Genomic DNA, 21,394 nt, shown 5'->3' with positions numbered 1-21,394 from the left:
GAGGTACGCTTAATTGTATGAATATTGAAGGGTTAGAAGCCGCCATTGCACACCTGCCTCCGTCCGACCTCGTTCGCTTTTCGCAGTGGTTTGAGGAGTTCATGGCGGAACAGTGGGATAAGAAGATCGAGCCTGACATTTCTCGCAGGTCGCCTGGATACGGCTGGAAAGCTAGCCGATGAAGATTTTGATGCGGGTCGCTGCATTCCGCTTTGAACCATTTCACCTCGCCCGAGTTCTGGTTCCACTACCACCAGTTACCCAATGACATTCAACATCTGCTGGACAAGAATTTTGCCCTCCCTCAAAGCCGATCCTCACCATCCTTCAATTCGTCTCAAGAAGGTTGGTAGCTTTTGGTCGGCTCGCGTCGACCTTCGGTACCGTGCTTTGGCGAAAGAACGTACGGAAGGTCTCGTATGGTTCTGGATTGGTTCGCATGGAGAGTATGATAAGCTCATTTAGTTCAGTGCGTTGGGGTTCGTAAACTCACCCCAACCTACCGGTCTGTTTTGCTTACGCAGCGGATAGAGGAAAGCATTATGACGCTGTTATTTCATTTTGAACAGGTTGCGTAAGGCTAGGCCGAACAGAAATACGGCCAGTAATGAGATCGCCTTGTGAATCATCACTGCCACGATAATCCAAACGCTGCCCCATCCCTCTTTGGGAAACAGACCCTGCCGCAAGCTATCGCTCCATTTGTCCAGCCCCGGCAGCGGCAAGGCTTGCAGCAGCGTGAACTGCAGCAAGTCGTATCTGATGTGGCAGTCCGCTTGGCAAGGCATACAAAGCGTAAAGCCCGCCAGCAAGCTATAGATCAGCGAAAACAATAGCATGAATACTAGCCACCAAAACGTTGGACGGCTCAGGCTGAACCCATAATCGCTCACCCATTTGTAAACGACAAACAACCAGCGTTGACTGCGTGAAGCGCGTGCCGCTTCTTCATCCATTTCCAGCCGGAAAAAACGCTGCTCCTCATGCGTAGCCTGCTGCTGGGCAAAAGCCAGCTTGAGCGTACGGTAGGCGCGGGCGGCTGTGTCGTTTTTTGTCGGGTCTGTCGATGGGTTAGGAAACTCAGCACCATAAAATGTGCTGTCCTGGTGCAGCTTGCAATTGTGAAATAGTGGGGCTTGACCAAATACCACCGGATGACCTTTTGGCAAAACCTTTTCAACGATGTTTCCATCCGGGCTGCGTCGCTTTATCTTTATTGGATAGTTAAGGCGACCAAACGAGGTAGGGCCTTCGAACGCACGGCCCGAGAAATCAACCTGACCAGCAAAGTCTGCCCCTTTAAAGGAAATCGACTTGAAAGTTTCCGAGCTTAGCCCTCGCGCTTCGGCCCAGGCTTTGGCAGCCTCCAGCCCGCCGGGACATTTTCTATACAGGTCTGCCAATGATGCCCAGTTGAATCCTGCAAAGCTCGCGCGATCGTTAAACTGCACACCGTCAAAACGCGCACCATCGTTAAACTGCGCACCATCAAAATGCGCGTCATCGCCAAACTGCGCACCTTCAAAGCTCGCGAGAGCACCAAACTGCGCGCCGATAAAGCTCGTGACATCACCAAATTGCGCACCGTAAAAGCTCGTGCGATTACCAAACCGTGCGCCTTCAAAGCGTGCGTTATAGCCAAAATGCGCACCTTCAAAGTTTACGTCATCGCCAAATTGCGCACCGATAAAGCTTGTTTGATCGCCAAACTGCGTATAGGTAAAGAACGCGTTATAGCCAAACTGCGCACCATCAAAGCGTGCTCCATGATCAAACTCAAAGTCATCAAAATTGGTCCACTTGTCCCGGAAATCGAACCCACTGAAGTCCGCCGTATTTTCCCACGGATCTGCAATAGATCCCCACGCCGGAAAATCTTTCCTCCAGGCATTCCAGGCTTCTTTGCCCAAGCGCGCCAGCGCCAGGCAACCCGCCTGCGTGATATTATCAGGGGTGCCGTTTTGCGGATCTTTAAAAACATCGCGATAAGGCGGATCGAGTTCATCGTCGGCAGGCGGGCTGTTGTTCATTTATTCGTTGATAATACTTTTAGCCTGCATATCCGCATGATAGGACGATCTCACCATCGGCGCACTGGCGACTTGTTTAAAGCCCATGGCTTTTGCGATCTCGCCATACTCGTCGAATTCGGCTGGGGTAATATAAGCCTTAACGGGAAGATGCGCTTTGCTGGGCTGTAGGTATTGTCCAAGCGTCAACATGGAACAGCCATGCGCCAGTAAATCCTGCATGACATGATGGACTTCTTCCTGCTGTTCGCCCACGCCGAGCATCAACCCTGATTTGGTGGGAATGTGCGGTTGCGCCTGGTTAAATTGCTTGAGTAGGTTCAACGAGCCTTGGTAATCAGAGCCGGGACGGACTTGTTTGTACAGTCTTGGGACGGTTTCCAGATTGTGGTTAAACACATCACACGGCTCGTTTGCCAGGATGTCAACCGCTTTGTCGATCCGCCCACGAAAGTCTGGCACCAAAATTTCTATTTTTGTGCTCGGTGTTAGGTGTCGAATTTTTTTGATGCAGTCGGCAAAATGCCCGGCCCCACCATCGCGTAAATCATCCCGATCTACCGAGGTAATCACGACATATTTTAGCGCCAGCGCTTGTATGGCATTCGCCAAGTGCTGGGGCTCTTCCTTATCCAGCGGCAGCGGTTTGCCATGCGCGACATCGCAAAACGGACAGCGGCGGGTACACAAATCGCCCAGAATCATGAAGGTGGCCGTGCCGTGCTGAAAGCATTCCGCTAAATTGGGGCAGGCCGCTTCTTCGCAGACGGTATGAAGTTGGTGTTCGCGTAACAGTTGTTTGACGCGGGTAATTTCGTCACTGGCCGATATTTTGATACGTATCCAGTCCGGTTTGCGTAAGACCGTTTCGGGCTGTTCGACCTTGATCGGTATCCGTGCCAGTTTTTCGGCATTGCGTTGGTGCGATTCGGGAGTAGAGCGGGAAGGGGCTTGATTATTCATGAATAGAGCGCCGAGTTAATGGCTAGCACAACAGGAACGGCGAGGTCAGCCGTGCCAACAGAAACGCCGAAGTCGGCCAGTTGCGTCACTTGTAAATCCCGGAAACCGCAGGTGTTGATATGATCGAAAGGTTTTAAGTCCATGTCATTGTTAAGGCTGATGCCATGATAACTACAGTTCCTTTTAATCCTGATCCCAATAGATCCGATTTTTTTGTCATTGACATAAACGCCCGGCGCTTCTGGTTTGGCTACTGCTGTTATACTGAATTGCGCTAAGGCAGTAATCATCGACTGTTCCAGGAGTGTAACTAGCTGCCGTATGCCAAGTTTCAGGCGCTTGATGTCGAGCAAGGTATAGATGACCAATTGCCCCGGCCCATGGTAAGTCACTTGACCGCCACGGTCACTCTGGATGACGGGGATATCGCCAGAATTTAATACGTGTTCCGGTTTGCCATTCAATCCTAGCGTATATACGGGCAAGTGTTCCATAACCCAGATTTCGTCGGCTCTTTCTTCCGTGCGTTCTTGGGTGAATAGCTGCATCTCCCGCCAGATAGTTTCGTAAGGTTGCAAGCCAAGTTCACGGATTATCGCTGGCATTGTTAAAAGGTGAGCCATATCAAGGTTTGCTGGCTTAGGGAAAGCAAAGTTGGTATTCTGCCTGATTTATAAGGCCATTAAAACTTGCGGATGATCCGATAAATCCTGATAGATAGCATCCAATTGTTGTTTACTGGTCGCTTGTATCATCACAGTCACTGCCAGATAATTAGCATCTTTGCTTGGTCGGGTAGTTACCGACTGTTCATGAAGGTCGGGTACGTGGCGTCGGACAATTTCAATGACCAATAGATCAAACTCAAGATTGTTTCTGCCCATTGCCTTGATAGCAAACTGACAGGGGAATTCTAACAGGGTTTCCTCGCTCATCGTAACGACTGTTTGTGTTCCTGAAAGAGTTTATAAAACGTTTTCCAAACTGGCCCAGGTTTGCCGCCTGAGACTTTTTCCGAGTCCAGTTCAACAACGGGGATGATTTCACGGGTGGAGCTGGTTATCCATAGTTCGCTCGCTTTTTTTATATCAGCCTTGGAAATGGCTTGTTCGCTGCAAGGAATGTTGTTTTTTCGGGCGATCTCCAAAATGACATCTCGCGTTATTCCCGGCAAGATTGCACTGCTTTTGGGTGGTGTCATCAAAATGCCGTCGATCACGGCAAAAACATTGCTGGCAGCGCCTTCAGTCAAATAGCCATCTTTGAATAAGATGGCCTCAGTACAGCCATTGTCAACGGCTGCTTGCCTAAGCAGGACGTTGGCCAATAAGGTAATTGCCTTGGTGTCGCACAGTTTCCAGCGGCTATCTTCCATGCTGAGCGCTTTGACACCATTATCAGGGTCAGAATGCGGGGTAATACCCGTAACCATGGCAAATACGGTGGGCGTGACATTTTGGGGAAACGCATGGTCTCTTTTGGGTGCAGTGCCCCTTGTGATCTGGAGATAAACGGACTGGTCTAAGCCCTTCTTGAGCAGCGGGGTCAATAGGTTAAGCCATTGTTCATGGCTATGGGGATTCTGTAGACGAATGGCCCTAAGGCTCTTATCAAGGCGCTCCAGGTGATCTTCGAGACGGAACAATTGCCCAGAATAGGCCGGAATGACTTCATAGACGCCATCGCCGAACAAAAACCCCCTGTCCATAACCGAAATCTTGGCATCGGCTAACGGCACATAATCGCCGTTAAGGTAGACAGTCTCAGTTTCCATCGGGTTTCTTGATCATCATTAACGCACTATCATATAGCCGTCTTACTATTCCGCCTTTGTCTACTTCTTTAAGCGCCACTAAATCTTTGGTGGCGATGATTTCATTTTTGAGGGCGACAGTGACTGAACCTAGTTTGTCGCCTGTTTTCACTGGCGCGATGATTTGTTTATCGACATTTATGGTGGCTTTCAGGTCGTTGTAACGGCGGCGGGGTATGGTGACGTAAAGATCATCCGCTAAGCCCAGTTGCAGGGTTTCAGTGGCGCCTTTCCATATCCTGGTTTCTTTGATCGACGTTTTTCCTTGGTAGAGACGATGCGATTCAAAAAAACGGAACCCGTAATTAAGCAAGGTTTGGTTTGCATTGGCCCGTGCATTCACACTTTCAGTGCCCATGACCGCTGAAATCAGCCGCATTCCGTTACGGAGCGCAGACGTAACTAGGCAATAACCGGCATCTTCAGTGTGTCCGGTTTTTACACCGTCAACCGATTCATCACGGGAGAGCAACATGTTCCGGTTTTGCTGGGTGATTTTGTTGTAAGTAAATTCTTTTTGTGAAAACCAGGGGTAGTATTCAGGAAATTCTTTTATTAAAGCCGTCGTGATAATGGCAAGATCCCTTGCTGTCGTGTAATGGCTCTCGCTAGGCAAGCCATCGCTGTTTTCGGAATGGCTATTGACCATACCCAAACGTGCAGCGTGTTGATTCATCAGTTCTGCAAAAGTGGCTTCGTTTCCTGCCACATGCTCAGCCAGGGCAACGCTGGCATCATTACCGGATTGGATGATAACGCCTTTGAGCAGATCTTCGACCTTGACCTGGTCATTAACCGTGATAAACATACGCGAACCACTGGTTTTCCAGGCGTTCTGACTGATTGTTACTTTGTCTTCCAGGTGTAAATGACCATTTTTGATTTCTTTGAAAACAACGTAAACAGCCAGTATTTTGGTGAGGCTGGCGGGGGCTAGTTTAACGTCCGCATTGTTTTCTGCGAGGACTTTGCCAGTATTGTAATCTTGTAAGATATAACTGCTGGCGGCGATGGTCGGCGGCGGAGGCGTGAGATTTTCAGTTTCTTCCGCGTTGGCCTTTGAGAATGTGAAGAGCAGGAGTAAAAATAAAAAACGATAATCGGCAAAACTTTTCAAATAAGTCATGTATTAAGCATAGTTTTAGTAAAACAATGCTTTATTGTACCATGCGTTATTTTAATTTTGTCTTGTCTGAGTGACAATTTGAGGGTCTTTAATCCCTATTTTTGCCAGTTGGTAACTCAGCTTTTCGGCATTTTCCGAGGATTTAATAGGCCCCATTTGCACCTTATACAGGGTATTTTTTCTATGTCCTGAAGCGAGAATGGTGGGTTCAGGCAGGTTATGTGAAGCGATTTTGTCTTGCAGTTTTAAAGCTTTGCTTTGGCTACCAAAGCTACCCACCTGAAAATAAACCTTTTTATGTTGGCTTTCGGCGGTTTTCTGGATTTGTGGCAGGGCTTGCAGGGGTGAGATAGCTTTAATTTCCACCTTACCGGTGCCTTCATGCTGGATGCCCAATCTTTTTGCTGCGGCGTATGATAAATCTAAAACTCTGTCACCCACGTAAGGGCCCCTGTCGTTGATGCGAACGACAACGGTCTTGTTGTTTTCCAGGTTAGTTACCTGGGCATACGACGGTATTGGCAAGGTTTTATGGGCGGCGGTCATTTCATACATGTCAAATATTTCACCGGTAGCCGTCTTTTTGCCGTGAAATCCGGGGCCATACCAGGAAGCTATGCCTTTCTTTATGTAACGGGCGATGCGTGGAAGCCAGTACTCCCGTTGTGCAGGTTCTTCATTTTTAATGTTATTCGTGTCTTTTCCGCCCATGAAGGAGTTTCCACTCAACTCTATGATTGAATGATGCCTGATTTGATACTTTGTTTGGCTTGGTGGTTCAAGGGATACGTTGGGTGGCGAAGCTTGTTGGGAGATAAATGGCGTTTGGATGGGCGCTTCGTTTGTTTTTATTTGGTTACTGGAACAACTGCTAAGAACCAGGATGAGGGGTATTGATATGATTTTGTTCATAAGGGGAGGAAACTCTTTGATTAGAAATGGCAAGGCTTAACTGAAAAACAGCCATTGCATATAAGGGACTGTGGTTGTAGCGGGTAATTACGTAAAAATTGTCTAATGCAGCCCATAATTCTTCGCCATTCTCTTGTTCAAAAGCGATAATTTTCGCTTTATTGGTTGAAAGTAAAGGTGTACTTATTTTTGGGTTTATTGAATTAGACGTGAGTAAACTTAAATCCCCCTTAAGAAAAGGAAAAGATTTTACAGATTTATGACTTTTGTCAAGAATTTGAAATATCACAGACTGGTTTTTTTGCCAGCCATGTTTGACAAAATAGTTTGCAATACTGGCGATGACATCACTGGGGTCATGCCAAATGTCACGATGCCTATCTTTATTAAAATCAACAGCATAATGCCGATAACTGCTGGGCATGAATTGTGGCATCCCCATAGCCCCGGCATACGAACCCGTAGGATTTAATGGATCGATATGTTCCTCCCTGCAAAGCAACAAAAAATGTTCCAGCTCGCTACGAAAAAATTGGCTTCGGGGCGGGTAAGCAAAAGCAAGCGTAGATAGGGCATCAATGACACGATAATGACCTGTGTGTTGCCCATACAGCGTTTCAACGCCGATGATGGCGACGATAATTTCGGCAGGAACGCCCGTTTCTTTCTCTACAGCCGCCAAAGTTCCGTCATTTTCACGCCAGAATTGCACTCCGGCTTTGATTCGAGGTTCTTTTAGGAATATTTTGCGATATTTGTACCAAGGTAAACCCTCGGATGGCTTTGATATTCTTTTAATGATGTCTTCGTTCAGTTGAACCTTATTAAATAAATCGGTAAGCTCTGCGTCATTAAATTGATGTGTCGCAACCATTTGCTCAATAAACCCATCAACTGTTTCTTGATCCTTGATCGAGCCAGCGCAGGATAAAATGATAAAGTAATGACAGATAATGATCAGCCGGTGCAACAGGTTGATAGATTTCATGGTTTTTAATAAGGAATAAATTTTTTGTGGGTGTGTATGGACATGAGGATGCCAAAACCCGCCAATAAGGAGACAACTGAAGTGCCTCCGTAACTGATCATAGGCAAAGGCACGCCAACGACCGGCAGGATACCGATGACCATGCCTATGTTGACAAAAACATAGACAAAAAAAGTGAAGGCTAGACTGCCAGCCAATAAGCGGCTGTAGGTGTCTTGGGCTTGAGAGGCTATATACAAGCAACGGCCGATAACCAGGAGATAAAGCGTTATTAGCCCCAAACAGCCGAATAGGCCGAATTCTTCGGCAAATACGGCAAAAATGAAGTCGGTCGAGCTTTCCGGCAGAAATTCCAGCTCTGACTGTTTGCTGCCCCGCCAGCCCTTTCCATAGATGCCGCCAGAGCCAATGGCGATTTTCGATTGGATAATATGGTAGCCCCTGCCCAATGGATCGGCTTCGGGATTCAAGAGCGTTATGATACGGGCGCGTTGAAAATCAAGAAGAAAATAATGCCAGACGATGGGTGCTAAGGCAGACAGTGACACCAAAATTGCCAGGATGAAGCTCCAAGATAGTCCTGCGAAAAATAGTACCGCCGCGCCGGAACTTGCGACTAATACTGCCGTTCCTAAATCGGGTTGTTTAGCTATCAGTAGCGTAGGGATAAGGATAAATACTCCTGCGATCAAGAGTTGTTGGGGTTTCAGCGGTAAAGCATGATCGGCGAGATACCAGGCAATCATCATGGGCATTGTGATTTTGAGCATTTCCGATGGTTGAAAGCGGAAAAAACCCAGATCCAGCCAGCGCGTCGCGCCTTTACCGGTATGGCCCATGATGAATACTGCGATGAGCAAAGCAATACCTATGCCGAATAACAGGGCTGAATAGCGCTTAAATTGATAGGGATTGATATGGGCCAGTAAAGTCATGAGCAGGAAAGCCAATCCAACCCGGACAGCCTGCCTAACCAACAGACCCATTTCCTGGCTTCCGGCGCTGTAAAGGATGACAAAACTCAGCAATGAAATAAGCAACAGGACGAGAAACAAGGGGATATCAATATGCAACTTTCCGAGTATGCGTTCGATCAGTGTAGGGGTATGGAATTGTTCGCGCCGGGACTCAATCTTCATGGCTGTGGTGTTAGTTTATCGCGCAAATATTGCTTAATGACCTTGCCCGCGATGGGCGCTGCCACTGATCCGCCATGGCCACCATTTTCAGCGATCACCGCAACCGCAATCTTCGGGTTGTCAGCAGGCGCGAAAGATATAAACAGGGCATGGTCGCGTTGTTTAAAATCAATTTGATTTTCGTTATAACTGGCATTCTGTTTGATATTGATAAGCTGGGCGGTTCCGGTTTTTCCGGCGATTTGATAGTTAATATCCATGCCTATGCTCCTTGCGGTACCCCGGTTGCTGTGGACAACATTAACCATCGCAGCTATCACGGTTTTAATATTGGCGGATTTTAGCGGAATGGTCGTATGCGGAGTATTTTCGCCGGGTTTGCTGGTAGATTCCGTCACAATCTTGTCTACCAGATGGGGCGTCACCATTTTGCCCTTATTCGCCAAAGTAGCGGTGGCTTTGGCAAGTTGCAATGGTGTGACTTGATGATAACCCTGGCCTATTCCTGTGATCAATGTTTCTCCAGGGAACCAGGGTTGCTTTTTTTTGCCCATTTTCCAGTCCCTGGAAGGCAATAATCCTGATTTTTCACCAATCAGGTCTATGCCCGTTTTTTCGCCAAAACCGAATTGTTGCAAAAAGCTGTGAATATGGTCGATACCTAACATACCAGCCAGCCGGTAAAAATAGACATCACAAGATTGGGTTACAGCCTCGGTGACATTCACCGAACCATGTCCGCCTTTTTTCCAATCACGATAACGGTGACTGGTATTGGGCAACTGATAAAATCCTGGGCAGAAAAGTTGCTGCTGGGTGCTGACAGTATTGTATTCAAGCCCAGCCAATGCCATAAAGGGCTTGATGGTAGAGCCGGGCGGATATAGGCCGCGGAGTGCACGGTTATACAGCGGTTGGTCTGGCGAGGATTCCAATGCTTTGTAGGCAGCAGTGCTTATGCCGATAACGAAAGGGTTAGGATCAAAACCGGGGCGGCTGGCGAAAACCAGGACACCTCCGGTATCAATCTCAATCGAAACAACGGCACCATTATAATTTTCCAGGGCATCGAAGGCCGTTTTTTGTAACTCTATGTCCAGCGTTAAATAGAGATTTGCTCCGGCTATCGGATCAATTTCCTTGAGCGTTTTTAGCGGGCGTCCCTGGACATTGGTTTCTATTTCCGAATAACCGGTTGTTCCGTGTAACTCTGACTCGTAAGCGCTTTCTATCCCCAGTTTTCCAACATAAGTGGAGCCTCGATATTCAGCGATGGGCAATTCTTTCAGTTCATCTTCGTTGATACGTCCGACATAGCCAACGACATGGGCGGCCAAGTCGCCGTAAGGGTAGTGTCTTAGCTGGCGGATATGGACATCAACGCCATGAAAAAAGGGCCGTGCCACGGCAAATTTTGCCATTTCTTCTTCGGTCATGTTGGACAGCAGGGGAATTCCAATAAAACGTTTTTGACGTTTGCGTAGTTTTTCAAATTGCTCGATTTTTTCATCCGGCAGGTCGAGTAACTTTTTCAATTTTAATAGCGTGTCGTCCAAATCGTCGATTTGTTCCGGGATAAGTTCCAGGCTGTAAGTTTGTGTGTTTTCAGCCAGGATATTTCCATGCTTGTCATAGATGATGCCGCGAGAAGGCACAGTCGGCTCGATTTTGATACTGTTTTCTTTGGCCAGGGTCGAATAGTGCTGGTGGCCGACAATTTGCAAGTAAACCAGGCGGATAATGAGCCCGGTAGTTAATATCATGATGACAATAAAGGCCGATATGATGCGGCTGAGAAACAGGCGGCTCTCTTCCGGGTTGTCCTTAAAGGTTAAAATACGGGGCATCGAAAAGGTGACCAGCGCAAATTAATCAGTTTTAACGGGTTTTGCTAAACGGACAAAACGTAACACGGTATAAACCAAGGGCCAACATAGGGTGCCAATAAAAACGGAAAGCCAGAAAGTGGGTTTTAATTGTGCTGTGTATTGAATATTTTTTATGAAAAAAAGCAGAAGCTGTGACATCAACAGACAAAAGAATATGAACAGCGCTTGTTGGATAAACGGGAACTGGCGCAGGCGTTTGTGCAGCGACAGGCAAATGTAGATGACCAACGAATAAGCCAAGGCATACTGACCAAGCAATCTTCCGGTCAAAACATCGGTGAGCAATCCGAATGTCCAAGCGTGAAAAATGCCGACGCGCTCAGGTACGGCTAGCGACCAGTAAATGAGAGTCAGCAGCACCCAATCCGGGTTGTAAACAGCAAACATGACGGGTAATGGCGCTATTTTTAGGCACATTGCGATGACAATAGTTAAGATAATACGGCCAAAGCCATAGGGGTTATTCATCGGCATGATCCTCCACCTCAGTTTGTGTGGGTAGTTGAGAGGGTGCAAGGGAAATGGGTTTTGTGTTGCTCCAGACAATCATCAATTCCCTGTTGCGGTCAAGCAATGCTTTTGGGGTGGCCGTAATCCGCTTGTTGGCGGGTGGAGTGAATGGGTCGACGACGGCTACCGGATAGCCTTGCGGGAAAGCTCCTCCTAAACCAGAAGTAATTAATAAATCTCCAGGGCGGATATCTGCATTATCAGGTAAAAAAGGTAAGTTAAGACGGTTTAGATCGCCACTGCCAACAGCGATGGTCAATAGCCCATTACGGTTGACCTGCACCGGGATAGCATGGTTTGGATCGGTGATTAACATGATTTCGGAGCTATGCGGTAGCGCCCGGAAAACCTGCCCCACTATCCCATTGGCATCGACAACGGCTTGCTGAGGATGTACACCAAAACGGGTGCCCTTGTTAACGACCACTATGTTTTCGTAAGGGGGGGTAATGTTGACTGATAGCAATTCAGCGACTAGAACTTGCTCGCCCAGCTTAAAAGAATTTTCCAGCAAAGCCCTTAGCCGGATATTTTCCTGTTCCAGCGCATCGTATTTGAGGAGACGGATTTGCTTGATAGCTTGAGTTTCCCGCAGTTTTTTGTTTTCGCTCTTTAAAGTAGAATACGATCTGAGCGAGTAACCGATTCGACTCGCTACTTCCGTGGGGAGGTCAACCAAGTATTTAACGGGGTCAACAGCAAGGGATAGTGCGGAGCGAACCGGAGCCAGCCGAGCGCTGATGTGTTCCATCGTCAATAGGCCGATTGAGGCTATGACTGCAATGAGCAGACGCGTATGGATCGATGGGCCTTCGGCAAATAATAGTTTTATAGCGGGAGGTCTCGTATCAGTTTAATAATCGGCCAGTAAAGGTGAGGTTCGCAGTGCCGCAAAGGTTGCAATAGAGTCACACCGGCCATCAAAAGAATTAAGTATTGCTGCCAGCGGGAGATTTATTACTCAAATGAATAGGCAGAGAACCCCTTTTTATCCAACATTTCCAAAACCATGCCGCCACCTCTGGCCACACAGGTCAAGGGGTCATCAGCTATATGTACAGGCAGGCCGGTTTCTTCGGAGATGAGGCGATCAATATCTGTTAACAAAGCTCCGCCCCCGGTTAAATAGATACCCCGATTGGCAACATCAGAGCCGAGTTCAGGTGGGGTTTGTTCTAGTGCAAATTTTACCGCGCTGACGATACCCGCTAAGGGATCCTGCAAAGCTTCAAGGATTTCGTTGCTGTTTAAGGCAAAGCTGCGCGGTACGCCTTCAGCCAGGTTGCGGCCTTTGACTTCTATTTCCCTGACTTCACTGCCCGGATAAGCAGTGCCGATTTCAAATTTTATTTTTTCGGCCGTGGCTTCACCAATTAAAGTGCCGTAGTTCCGCCGTACATAATTGATAATGGCTTCATCAAAGCGGTCGCCCCCGATACGGACTGAGTTTGAATAGACGATACCGTTGATCGAGATAATGGCCACTTCTGAGGTGCCGCCGCCGATGTCAAGTACCATTGAACCGCTAGGCTCATCGACAGGAAGACCCGCCCCTATAGCCGCGGACATCGGCTCTTCAATCAGAAAAACTTCGCGGGCACCGGCCATAGCCGCCGACTCCCGGATGGCACGCCGTTCCACTTGGGTTGACCCGCACGGGACGCAGATTAAAATACGCGGGCTGGGCCTCAGTAGTTTACTCTTGTGGACTTTCTCAATAAAAAATCTCAACATTCGTTCCGTGACGGCAAAGTCGGCAATGACACCATCTTTTAAAGGCCTGATGGCGGTGATGTTGCCGGGTGTCCGTCCCAACATCAGTTTTGCTTCGGTACCCACAGCGACAATGCTCTTGGTGCCGCGCACCTTGTCTTCTTTGATGGCCACTACCGACGGTTCGTTGAGGACAATGCCCTGACCGGGAATGTATATCAGGGTGTTGGCGGTTCCAAGATCAATTGAGAGGTCGTTTGAGAAAAGGCCGCGAAATCGTTTGAACATTTTTTACCTGCGTCCAGAGAGAAGGGAATTAAACTTGCACACTGTATCAATCAAGCGGGTATTCGGGCAAGATATAAAGTATCATATTTTGTTACTTTAGGTTTTATATAGGGCAAAAAATGACTTTAACGGCGGACGATGTAAAAAAAATTGCCTATCTGGCGCGCCTCGGAATTGATCAACAAGATATAGCATCCTATGCCCAAGATTTGTCAGGCATGCTGGAGCTTATGACGCAAATGGGCGAAACGGACACCGATGGAGTTATGCCGATGGCCCATCCTATCATGGATCAAAAACAGCGCTTAAGACTCGATGAAGTCACAGAAATAGACAATCGCAATAACTTTCAGGCGATTGCACCCCAAGTTGAAGAAGGCCTTTATCTGGTGCCCAAAGTTATTGAGTGAAGGACAGCAAGTGCATAATAAGTCGATCAAAGAATTAGCCAAAGGGTTACGGTCCGGTGAATTTTCCAGCGTGGAACTGACGCAAACATTTTTAGCCAGAATCAAACAACATCAGTCATTGAATTGCTATATCACCGTCACTGAAGAGGTGGCATTGCAAGATGCCAAACGTGCCGATGCCAGAATTGCCAAAGATGATGCAACCTTGCTCACTGGGATACCGATGGCGCAAAAAGATATTTTTTGTACCCAAGGCGTTAAAACCTCCTGCGGTTCTAAAATGCTGGATAATTTTATTGCGCCTTACAATGCCACGGTGGTCGAAAAATTAAATGGCGAGGGTGCGGTTATGCTGGGTAAGCTTAACATGGACGAATTCGCCATGGGCTCATCCAATGAAACCAGCTATTACGGAGTCGTCAGAAATCCCTGGCAAACGGATTCAGTTCCTGGTGGTTCGTCTGGCGGGTCGGCGGCTGCCGTGGCGGCGCGGTTGTCGGTTTGTGCCACAGGCACGGATACCGGCGGGTCAATCCGTCAGCCAGCCGCTTTTTGCGGTATTACTGGCTTAAAACCCACGTATGGGCGGGTGTCCCGGTATGGCATGATTGCTTATGCCTCCAGCCTGGATCAGGGCGGGTCTATGGCAAGAAGTGCTGAGGATGCCGCTATCCTGTTGCAGGCAATGGCTGGCTTTGACGGCAAAGATTCCACCAGTGTTGATTTGCCTGTACCTGATTATCAGGCAGGTTTGGCAAACGATCTTAAAGGCTTGACCATCGGATTTCCGAAAGAATTTTTTGGGGACGGTTTAAGCAACAACGTGGCGGCTGTCATTGAGACGGCTGTTCAGGAATACCAGAAAATGGGCGCTGAGGTTAAAGAAGTCTCCATGCCCAATCTTAAGCTGGCTATTCCTGCGTATTACGTCATAGCGCCTGCGGAATGTTCCGCTAATTTGTCGCGTTTTGATGGCGTACGTTTCGGTTACCGCTGCCAAAACCCGCAGGATTTGACTGATTTATATACGCGTTCCCGTGGGGAAGGTTTCGGTAAGGAAGTCAAACGCCGCATACTTATGGGTACTTACGCCTTATCGGCAGGCTACTACGATGCTTATTACATCAAGGCGCAAAAAATTCGTCGCCTGATCAGTGAGGATTTCAAGAAAACCCTGGCGGAAGTTGATGTCATCATGGGGCCGGTCACGCCTAGCACGGCGTTCGGCATTGGTGAAAAAATCGGCAACCCGATTGAGATGTATCTGTCTGACATCTATACCATCGCCATCAACTTGGCCGGGTTGCCTGCCATGTCGATTCCTGCTGGCTTTGCAGAAGGTAAACCGGTGGGTTTGCAAGTGATCGGCAATTATTTTGCTGAGGACAGGTTATTGAACATAGCCCATCAGTATCAAATGGTAAGCGATTGGCATCAGCAAATGCCTAAAGGTTTTGAATAGGAGCGGCACATGGAATACTCTCAAGGCCATGAATGGGAAACAGTTATAGGGCTGGAAGCTCATACCCAACTTGCGACAAAGTCGAAGATATTCTCCGGCGCAGCTACCGCTTATGGGGCAGCGCCAAACACCCAAGCCTGCGCGGTCGATTTGGGATTGCCCGGCGTATTGCCTGTATTGAATAAGGAAGCCGTTAATATGGCGGTAAAATTCGGTTTGGCGATAGAAGCCGAAATCGCTCCGTACTCGGTCTTTGCCAGGAAAAATTACTTTTACCCCGATCTGCCTAAAGGTTATCAGATCAGCCAGTTCGAACTGCCTATCGTCGGCAATGGTCATTTGTATCTTGAGGACGGCACAAGAATTGGCATAACCCGCGCCCACCTGGAAGAAGATGCAGGGAAGTCATTACATGAAAACTTCCACGGCATGAGCGGTATCGACCTAAACCGTGCGGGTACACCGTTACTCGAAATCGTATCCGAGCCGGATATGCGCTCCGCTAAAGAAGCGGTGGCTTATATGAAAAGGTTACATGAATTGGTGACTGATCTAAAAATCTGCGACGGAAATATGCAGGAAGGTTCATTTCGGTGTGATGCTAACGTATCGGTAAGGCCTAAGGGTCAAAAAGAATATGGCACACGCGCTGAAATAAAAAACATCAATTCCTTCAAATTTGTCGAAAAAGCCATCAATCACGAGATTGAGCGGCAGATTGAGTTGATCGAAAGCGGCGGTAAAGTCGTCCAGGAAACCCGTCTTTACGATTCGGTAAAAGACGAAACTCGCTCCATGCGGAGCAAAGAAGAAGCCAATGATTACCGCTACTTCCCCGACCCTGATTTGTTGCCCGTGTTTGTAAGCGAAGAGTTCAAAGCACAGGTAAGAGTACAATCGCCAGAATTACAGAGGTCGCGATATGCCCGATGGCTTGGAGGCCGGAGACCCGCTGCTGGAAAACTAAATGTGGTTGGACAAATCCCCATCGTGATAACAAACATAGATGATTATAGGCTTTGGAAACTCAATGCTACCCCAGATCAACTCGATTATTGCGAAGCCCTGGAGAAAGAATCGGGTTGCAATGAGGAAATATGTGTCAACTGGGTGAGGGGTGATCTGTCTGCGGCATTGAACAAAGCCGGACTTGAAATTACTGAATCCCCAGTAAACTATCAGCGTTTGGCGGGCCTATTGCTACGCATCAACGACAATACCATTTCCGGCAAGATCGCCAAGCAGGTGTTTGAAGCAATGTGGAGTTCTACCGCCACTGCCGATGAAATTATTGCCGAAAAAGGCCTGGAACAAATTACCGATAGCGGTGCAATTGTAGCCATTATTGATAAAATTATTGCCGACAATCCAGGCCAGGTGGAGCAATATCTCGGCGGCAAGGATAAAGTATTCGGCTTCTTTGTCGGTCTAGTGATGAAAGAAATGCAGGGTAAGGCGAATCCAGCCGAAGTGAATAAAATGCTGAAAGCCAAACTAAAGTGATCCCGACCATTATGTAAAAACTTATTCCGTGGAGCAAAAATGAAAGCATTGACCAAAAAACTGTTGAATAACTTCCTGATTGGTATTTTTGCGGTTATCCCTATTGTTATCATTTTACAGATCATTATTTTCGTGAAAGACCGGTTAACCGATTTGTTTAGTTTAGTTTACGGGTATGCGGACAGTTATCTCTACACCTTCGTGGTTTTTGTGCTCAGTTTTTTTATACTGGTATCGATAGGCCATGAGATTGTTATCAAAGGCCGTCCCCTGGTTATCAGGGCTTTTGAGCATATTATCGACAGAATTCCCTTTTTGAATACTATTTACAGGGTTCTTAAAAAGGTGATTAACATGTTTACCAGTGATGACCAAACGATTGCCAAGGAAGTGGTTTATGTCGAATATCCCAAAGACGGTATTTGGGTGCCCGCTTATGTCACTAACCGGTACGAAAACAAGTATGTGCTGTTTATTCCGACATCACCCAATCCCACCTCCGGTTTTACCGTGATTGCCGATAAATCAAAAGTGATTCATTCAGAAATGGATATTGAAGATGCGACCAGCTTTATCGTGAGCGTCGGCGTCGATTATGACAAAGCTAATGAAATGGCGAAGTTGCCTTAATATACAATATGCCTAAAATTCTTGCTTTTTCCGGCAGTGCCCGGAACGGTTCATACAACCAAAAGCTGGTGCAGATTGCAACGCTTGGCGCACGGCAAACAGGTGCGGAAGTTACCGTCGTAAATTTGGCGGATTACCCTATGCCTATTTTTAATCAAGACCTTGAAACAGCGGAAGGAATGCCGAAGCTGGCAAGGGCTTTTAAGGTGCTATTGATTGCACATGACGGTTTCCTGATCGCCTCGCCTGAGTACAATAGCGCGTTCAGTCCTTTGTTGAAAAACGCCATCGACTGGGCTTCACGCCGGGAAGGTGACGAACTGCCCCTGTTGGCGTTTCGAGGTAAGGTCGCTGTGATTATGGCAGCTTCGCCCAGTGCGTTAGGTGGCTTGAGAGGCTTGGTATTTTTACGGATGTTGCTGGGAAACCTTGGCATTATCGTGCTGCCTGACCAACAGGCCGTGGCACATGCGGACAAGGCCTTTCATGCTGAGGGATATTTGCTTGATGAAGTTAAGCAGGATGCGATTATTAAACTTGGGATGTTGTTGGCGGAACATTTAATAAAATTAAAATAATCGACTTTCTTTGTTGAGTTGAAACGAAATAAGAATCAGGCTTCTATGGTTAACAGAACACCCAAGAACAATATTAAAAGCTGTATCCATTTCTAAGAGGGCTCTATGCGCAATCTAAACCTTATACCAGCAGTCATTGTAGCGACAATCGCCATTGCGATTGTCCTGTTTGTCGCCTTCCATTTCATCTTTCTCGACTTGTTTGTCGATTTATGGTGGTTTCAATCCATAAAACTTGAACAGTATTTTTGGTTGCGGTTGCTGTACAAATTTTTTCTTTCAGGCGCAGTCACCCTGTTTTTTTTCACGATTTTCTTTTTTCATTTCTGGATCGCGTCCCGCTATCTTGGTTTGAATCCGCAAGACGAAGTCTTAAGCAATTTTGACAAGAACGTGAAGTTCCAGAAGTTTTCGGAAAAATTCCTGTATGGGTCAGTGAAGGTCTACACCCCAATTGCGCTGCTGTTGGCCATCTTCATCGCCATACCCTTCTATAACCAATGGGAGACGACCTTACTTTACTTTTTTGGCAACCGGTCAGGCGTTACGGAATCAGTTTATGGTAATGACATCAGCTTTTATCTGCTGTCTTACCCCATCTACAGGTTAATTCAGCCAGAACTCTTAAGCACAGCCACCTTGATATTTTTTATGGCTGGCGCTTTATATTGGCTGGAGCATATCTTTGTTCCAAACCAAATCAAGGAGTTACATCCAGGGGCAAAAATACACTTAGGCATTTTGATCGGCTTTGTGGTTATTTTTGTCGTGTGGGGGTTTTTGCTACAGCGGTTTTCATTGCTGTATACCAATTCTCATGAGCCCGTATTTTACGGCCCTGGCGTAGTTGAAATCCGCTACCAATTGCCTTTGATCTGGCTGGGAATACTTTCTTTCCTTGCGATGGCGGTCACGGCAGGGGTGTTCATTTTTTCAGATAAGCACCGGATCATTACCCCCTTTTTAACATCGCTGGCCGTATTCCTCTGCGTTCTGGGATTGACGAAAGTCGATTTTATTCCCGAAATTATTGCGAAGTATATTGTTAACCCGAATCCTGTCAAAACAGAAAGGCCATTTATACAACATAACATCAACGCAACATGGGATGCCTATGACTTAAAAAATATCAACACGGTTGATTTGCCGGTAAAAGTGAACGCCGCTGAAGATATTGCCACCTGGAGCAGCCAAAAGCGCTTTGAAAACATTCCGGTATGGGATAGGGAACATCTCATCAGCAGCTACAAGCAATTACAGGAAATAAGGCCGTACTACCAGTTTATTAATGTTGATGAAGATCGGTATCCTATTCTTGACCACACCCGGCAAGTCAATCTTGCCGCAAGGGAGATTAACACCTCAAAGCTGCCAGAGGAAGCGCAGAATTGGGAGAACATCCATTTGCGCTACACCCACGGCTATGGCGCTGTTGTCACTTCCGCAGCCCAGGATGCCGATAAGCCCTTGGTCTGGTATATGCGTGACCTGAATATGTTTTCTTCGGCAGGGCTGGAAGTCAAGCACCCAGACATCTACTATGGCGAAGGCCAGTACGTTTACGCCATCGTGCCTAATAAGCTGAAAATTGTCGATATTTCCGGTAGTGGACTAAGTTCAGATCCTGGTATTTCCAAGGACTATCACGGGGAAGGCGGGATACAAATCAGTTCTTTGTTCAAAAAAGCCCTGCTGGCTTTCTACTTGAAAGAAGAAAAAATCTTCTTTTCAACCAATATTAGCAATGAGAGCAGAATCAAGATTAACCGGAATATTACTGACCGCATAAAAAAATTAACGCCGTTTTTGCATCTGGATAATGACCCCTATCTGGTCGTCGGCAAGGACAGGTTTTACTGGATTCAGGATGCTTACACCTTATCGGACAAATATCCGGTTTCCAAACTGGAAGATTTCGATTTTGGAAAAGACAGGCAAAGCTTTAATTACATCCGCAATTCAGTCAAAGTCGTTGTCGATGCTTACGATGGTGATGTCGATTATTATATTTCTGATCCGTCCGATGCCATTATCCAGGCCTACGATAACGCTTATCCGGGCTTATTCAAAAACCTGAATGAAATGCCGGAAGAGCTGAGAAAACATCTGCGCTATCCGCGTGACCTTTATCAGTTGCAGATGAAAGTATTTGCAAAATACCATCAACAAAGCCCCGAAGCGTTCTATGAACAAGGCGAGACCTGGCAATTTGCGACCGTGCGCGACAAGCCGGTCATGCCTTATTACCAGACGATGGATTTCGGCAATTGCAATAACCGGGAAGAATTCGTCATGATTAATCCCATGACCCCAGTCAACCGCGATAACTTGAGCATGATCGGCGTTGCGGGAGTGATGGATAAAGCCAAATGCGGGCTTGATTACAAACCCGGCATTACCGTCTATAAATTCGGTAAAGATGTGCAAGTTAACGGCCCGGCGCAGGTTGAAGCCTTAATCAACCAAAACCCTGAAATATCAGCCAATTTCACCCTTTGGGGACAAGCCGGTTCTTCCGTCGAGATGGGGCGGATGATTGTCTTGCCGATGGGCAATACAGTCTTGTATGTACAACCGATATACCTGACTTCGACAAAAACCCGGATTCCTGAACTGACCAGGGTGATTGTCTCCATAGGTGACAGGCTGGTTTTAGATACCACCTTATGGTCGGCTTTCAACCGACTAAAGCAGTTTTATCTCAAGGATGCCGCCGAAGTTAAAGAGACGGGCGCTTCAAAGGCAATTGTCAAGCCGGAGGGGGAGTGAAGTACAGGTGTAGCCTGGATGAAGCTTCGCGGAATCTGGGAATTCGTAACGCTGATTCCTACTTGTTGTAAAGATACTACAGCTTTTTATTTTTTGTGCTTTTATAATGATGGGTGTAATATCCCTTTCGGTGCATATAATGCACTGAATCTTAAAAATTTTATTATAAACAATCAAGGAGATCTATATGTCCAAGAAATTTCTATCTATCGGTATATCAACGATATTGGCTACCTGCCTTTTTTCCGGCCTGGCTTTCGCTAAAGAAGAGCATACTTCTGCCGCGCTGGAACACGCCACCGCTGCTGCCGCTGCCACTGACGCTACGGGTGTGAGCGCACATGCCACCGAAGCATTAAAACACACAGGACCAGCCAAAACCGCCCACGCACCTCATCCAGATGTCGTTAAGCACATTGAGGAGGGTGAAGTTCACTTGAAAGCTGCCGTGGATACCGCCAGTAAGGGCGATGCCGCCAGTGCGGCACAGCACGCCAGTGTAGCGAAAACCCATCTGGAAGCTGCCGACAAATAAGCGTACGCGGGACGGGGCAACATGCCTGTCTCTTGATCACATTTTACTTGAGAAATAAACTATAACCCCATAAATAAATATAGGGTTTGTAGCAAGCATGATTCCAATAGACGAACTAGGGTGGTCACAACAACTC

General features: G+C 47.2%; 20 protein-coding genes and 1 pseudogene. 8 read left to right on the top strand and 13 right to left on the bottom strand.

Annotated elements, in window-relative coordinates:
- Positions 1-182: pseudogene (locus tag ACLQ6D_RS12555) on the top strand (hypothetical protein); the annotation flags it as partial.
- 369 nt (positions 183-551) lie between these two features.
- Here the strand turns inward: ACLQ6D_RS12555 and ACLQ6D_RS12550 are convergent.
- The 13 genes from ACLQ6D_RS12550 to ACLQ6D_RS12490 all read right to left on the bottom strand — a co-directional run bounded on the left by ACLQ6D_RS12550 (position 552) and on the right by ACLQ6D_RS12490 (position 13,371).
- Entirely contained in the window at positions 552-2,030 is a 1,479-nt protein-coding gene (locus ACLQ6D_RS12550) for a pentapeptide repeat-containing protein (RefSeq protein WP_411727636.1), read from the bottom strand.
- Complete coding sequence (lipA, locus tag ACLQ6D_RS12545) at positions 2,031-2,993, bottom strand: lipoyl synthase (RefSeq protein ID WP_411727635.1); 963 nt, start codon at positions 2,991-2,993, stop codon at positions 2,031-2,033.
- Positions 2,990-3,598, bottom strand: a complete 609-nt coding sequence (gene lipB / locus ACLQ6D_RS12540; RefSeq protein ID WP_411727634.1) for a lipoyl(octanoyl) transferase LipB — start codon at positions 3,596-3,598, stop codon at positions 2,990-2,992. Before lipB ends, lipA begins: the two co-directional genes overlap by 4 nt.
- A 66-nt stretch (positions 3,599-3,664) precedes the next feature.
- Positions 3,665-3,928 (bottom strand): YbeD family protein, encoded by a 264-nt coding sequence (locus tag ACLQ6D_RS12535; RefSeq protein WP_411727633.1) that lies wholly within the window; start codon positions 3,926-3,928, stop codon positions 3,665-3,667.
- Complete coding sequence (locus ACLQ6D_RS12530; RefSeq protein ID WP_411727631.1) at positions 3,925-4,767, bottom strand: D-amino acid aminotransferase; 843 nt, start codon at positions 4,765-4,767, stop codon at positions 3,925-3,927. Before ACLQ6D_RS12530 ends, ACLQ6D_RS12535 begins: the two co-directional genes overlap by 4 nt.
- Positions 4,757-5,932, bottom strand: coding sequence for a D-alanyl-D-alanine carboxypeptidase family protein (locus tag ACLQ6D_RS12525; protein ID WP_411727630.1), 1,176 nt, complete (start codon positions 5,930-5,932; stop codon positions 4,757-4,759). Before ACLQ6D_RS12525 ends, ACLQ6D_RS12530 begins: the two co-directional genes overlap by 11 nt.
- A 51-nt stretch (positions 5,933-5,983) precedes the next feature.
- A complete protein-coding gene (locus ACLQ6D_RS12520) occupies positions 5,984-6,643 on the bottom strand; it encodes a septal ring lytic transglycosylase RlpA family protein (protein ID WP_411727629.1) in 660 nt (219 codons plus the stop codon).
- 160 nt (positions 6,644-6,803) lie between these two features.
- Positions 6,804-7,832 carry a lytic murein transglycosylase B gene (gene mltB / locus ACLQ6D_RS12515; RefSeq protein WP_411727627.1) on the bottom strand — a complete coding sequence of 343 codons (1,029 nt, stop codon included), beginning with the start codon at positions 7,830-7,832 and terminating at the stop codon, positions 6,804-6,806.
- A gap of 5 nt (positions 7,833-7,837) precedes the next feature.
- Complete coding sequence (rodA, locus tag ACLQ6D_RS12510; RefSeq protein ID WP_411727626.1) at positions 7,838-8,971, bottom strand: rod shape-determining protein RodA; 1,134 nt, start codon at positions 8,969-8,971, stop codon at positions 7,838-7,840.
- Positions 8,968-10,818 carry a penicillin-binding protein 2 gene (gene mrdA / locus ACLQ6D_RS12505; protein WP_411727625.1) on the bottom strand — a complete coding sequence of 617 codons (1,851 nt, stop codon included), beginning with the start codon at positions 10,816-10,818 and terminating at the stop codon, positions 8,968-8,970. Before mrdA ends, rodA begins: the two co-directional genes overlap by 4 nt.
- Before the next feature lie 21 nt (positions 10,819-10,839).
- Positions 10,840-11,334 (bottom strand): rod shape-determining protein MreD, encoded by a 495-nt coding sequence (gene mreD, locus ACLQ6D_RS12500; RefSeq protein WP_411727624.1) that lies wholly within the window; start codon positions 11,332-11,334, stop codon positions 10,840-10,842.
- Positions 11,321-12,202 (bottom strand): rod shape-determining protein MreC, encoded by an 882-nt coding sequence (gene mreC, locus ACLQ6D_RS12495; RefSeq protein ID WP_411727637.1) that lies wholly within the window; start codon positions 12,200-12,202, stop codon positions 11,321-11,323. Before mreC ends, mreD begins: the two co-directional genes overlap by 14 nt.
- Positions 12,203-12,327: 125 nt before the next feature.
- Complete coding sequence (locus ACLQ6D_RS12490) at positions 12,328-13,371, bottom strand: rod shape-determining protein (RefSeq protein WP_411727622.1); 1,044 nt, start codon at positions 13,369-13,371, stop codon at positions 12,328-12,330.
- A gap of 119 nt (positions 13,372-13,490) precedes the next feature.
- On the opposite strand from ACLQ6D_RS12490, the gene gatC reads away from it, so the two are divergent.
- The 7 genes from gatC to smbP all read left to right on the top strand — a co-directional run bounded on the left by gatC (position 13,491) and on the right by smbP (position 21,258).
- Positions 13,491-13,781, top strand: coding sequence for an Asp-tRNA(Asn)/Glu-tRNA(Gln) amidotransferase subunit GatC (gene gatC, locus ACLQ6D_RS12485; RefSeq protein WP_411727621.1), 291 nt, complete (start codon positions 13,491-13,493; stop codon positions 13,779-13,781).
- 10 nt (positions 13,782-13,791) lie between these two features.
- Complete coding sequence (gene gatA / locus ACLQ6D_RS12480) at positions 13,792-15,243, top strand: Asp-tRNA(Asn)/Glu-tRNA(Gln) amidotransferase subunit GatA (RefSeq protein WP_411727619.1); 1,452 nt, start codon at positions 13,792-13,794, stop codon at positions 15,241-15,243.
- A 9-nt stretch (positions 15,244-15,252) separates the two neighbouring features.
- Positions 15,253-16,746, top strand: coding sequence for an Asp-tRNA(Asn)/Glu-tRNA(Gln) amidotransferase subunit GatB (gene gatB, locus ACLQ6D_RS12475; protein WP_411727618.1), 1,494 nt, complete (start codon positions 15,253-15,255; stop codon positions 16,744-16,746).
- Positions 16,747-16,785: 39 nt separating this feature from the next.
- Positions 16,786-17,376, top strand: a complete 591-nt coding sequence (locus ACLQ6D_RS12470; RefSeq protein WP_411727617.1) for a DUF502 domain-containing protein — start codon at positions 16,786-16,788, stop codon at positions 17,374-17,376.
- 8 nt (positions 17,377-17,384) lie between these two features.
- On the top strand, positions 17,385-17,954 hold the full coding sequence (locus ACLQ6D_RS12465; RefSeq protein WP_411727616.1) for an NADPH-dependent FMN reductase: 570 nt from the start codon (positions 17,385-17,387) through the stop codon (positions 17,952-17,954).
- A gap of 105 nt (positions 17,955-18,059) precedes the next feature.
- Complete coding sequence (locus tag ACLQ6D_RS12460; RefSeq protein WP_411727615.1) at positions 18,060-20,723, top strand: UPF0182 family protein; 2,664 nt, start codon at positions 18,060-18,062, stop codon at positions 20,721-20,723.
- Positions 20,724-20,910: 187 nt separating this feature from the next.
- Positions 20,911-21,258: a small metal-binding protein SmbP gene (gene smbP, locus ACLQ6D_RS12455; RefSeq protein ID WP_411727614.1), complete on the top strand. Its 348-nt coding sequence runs from the start codon at positions 20,911-20,913 to the stop codon at positions 21,256-21,258.
- Positions 21,259-21,394: the final 136 nt, after the last annotated feature.

Origin of the sequence: Methyloglobulus sp., from assembly GCF_046714055.1 — a bacterium.
In the GTDB taxonomy this organism is placed as follows: Bacteria; Pseudomonadota; Gammaproteobacteria; order Methylococcales; family Methylomonadaceae; genus Methyloglobulus.
The sequence above is the reverse complement of the archived record's forward strand: the minus strand, read 5'-3'. Positions and strand labels throughout refer to the sequence as shown.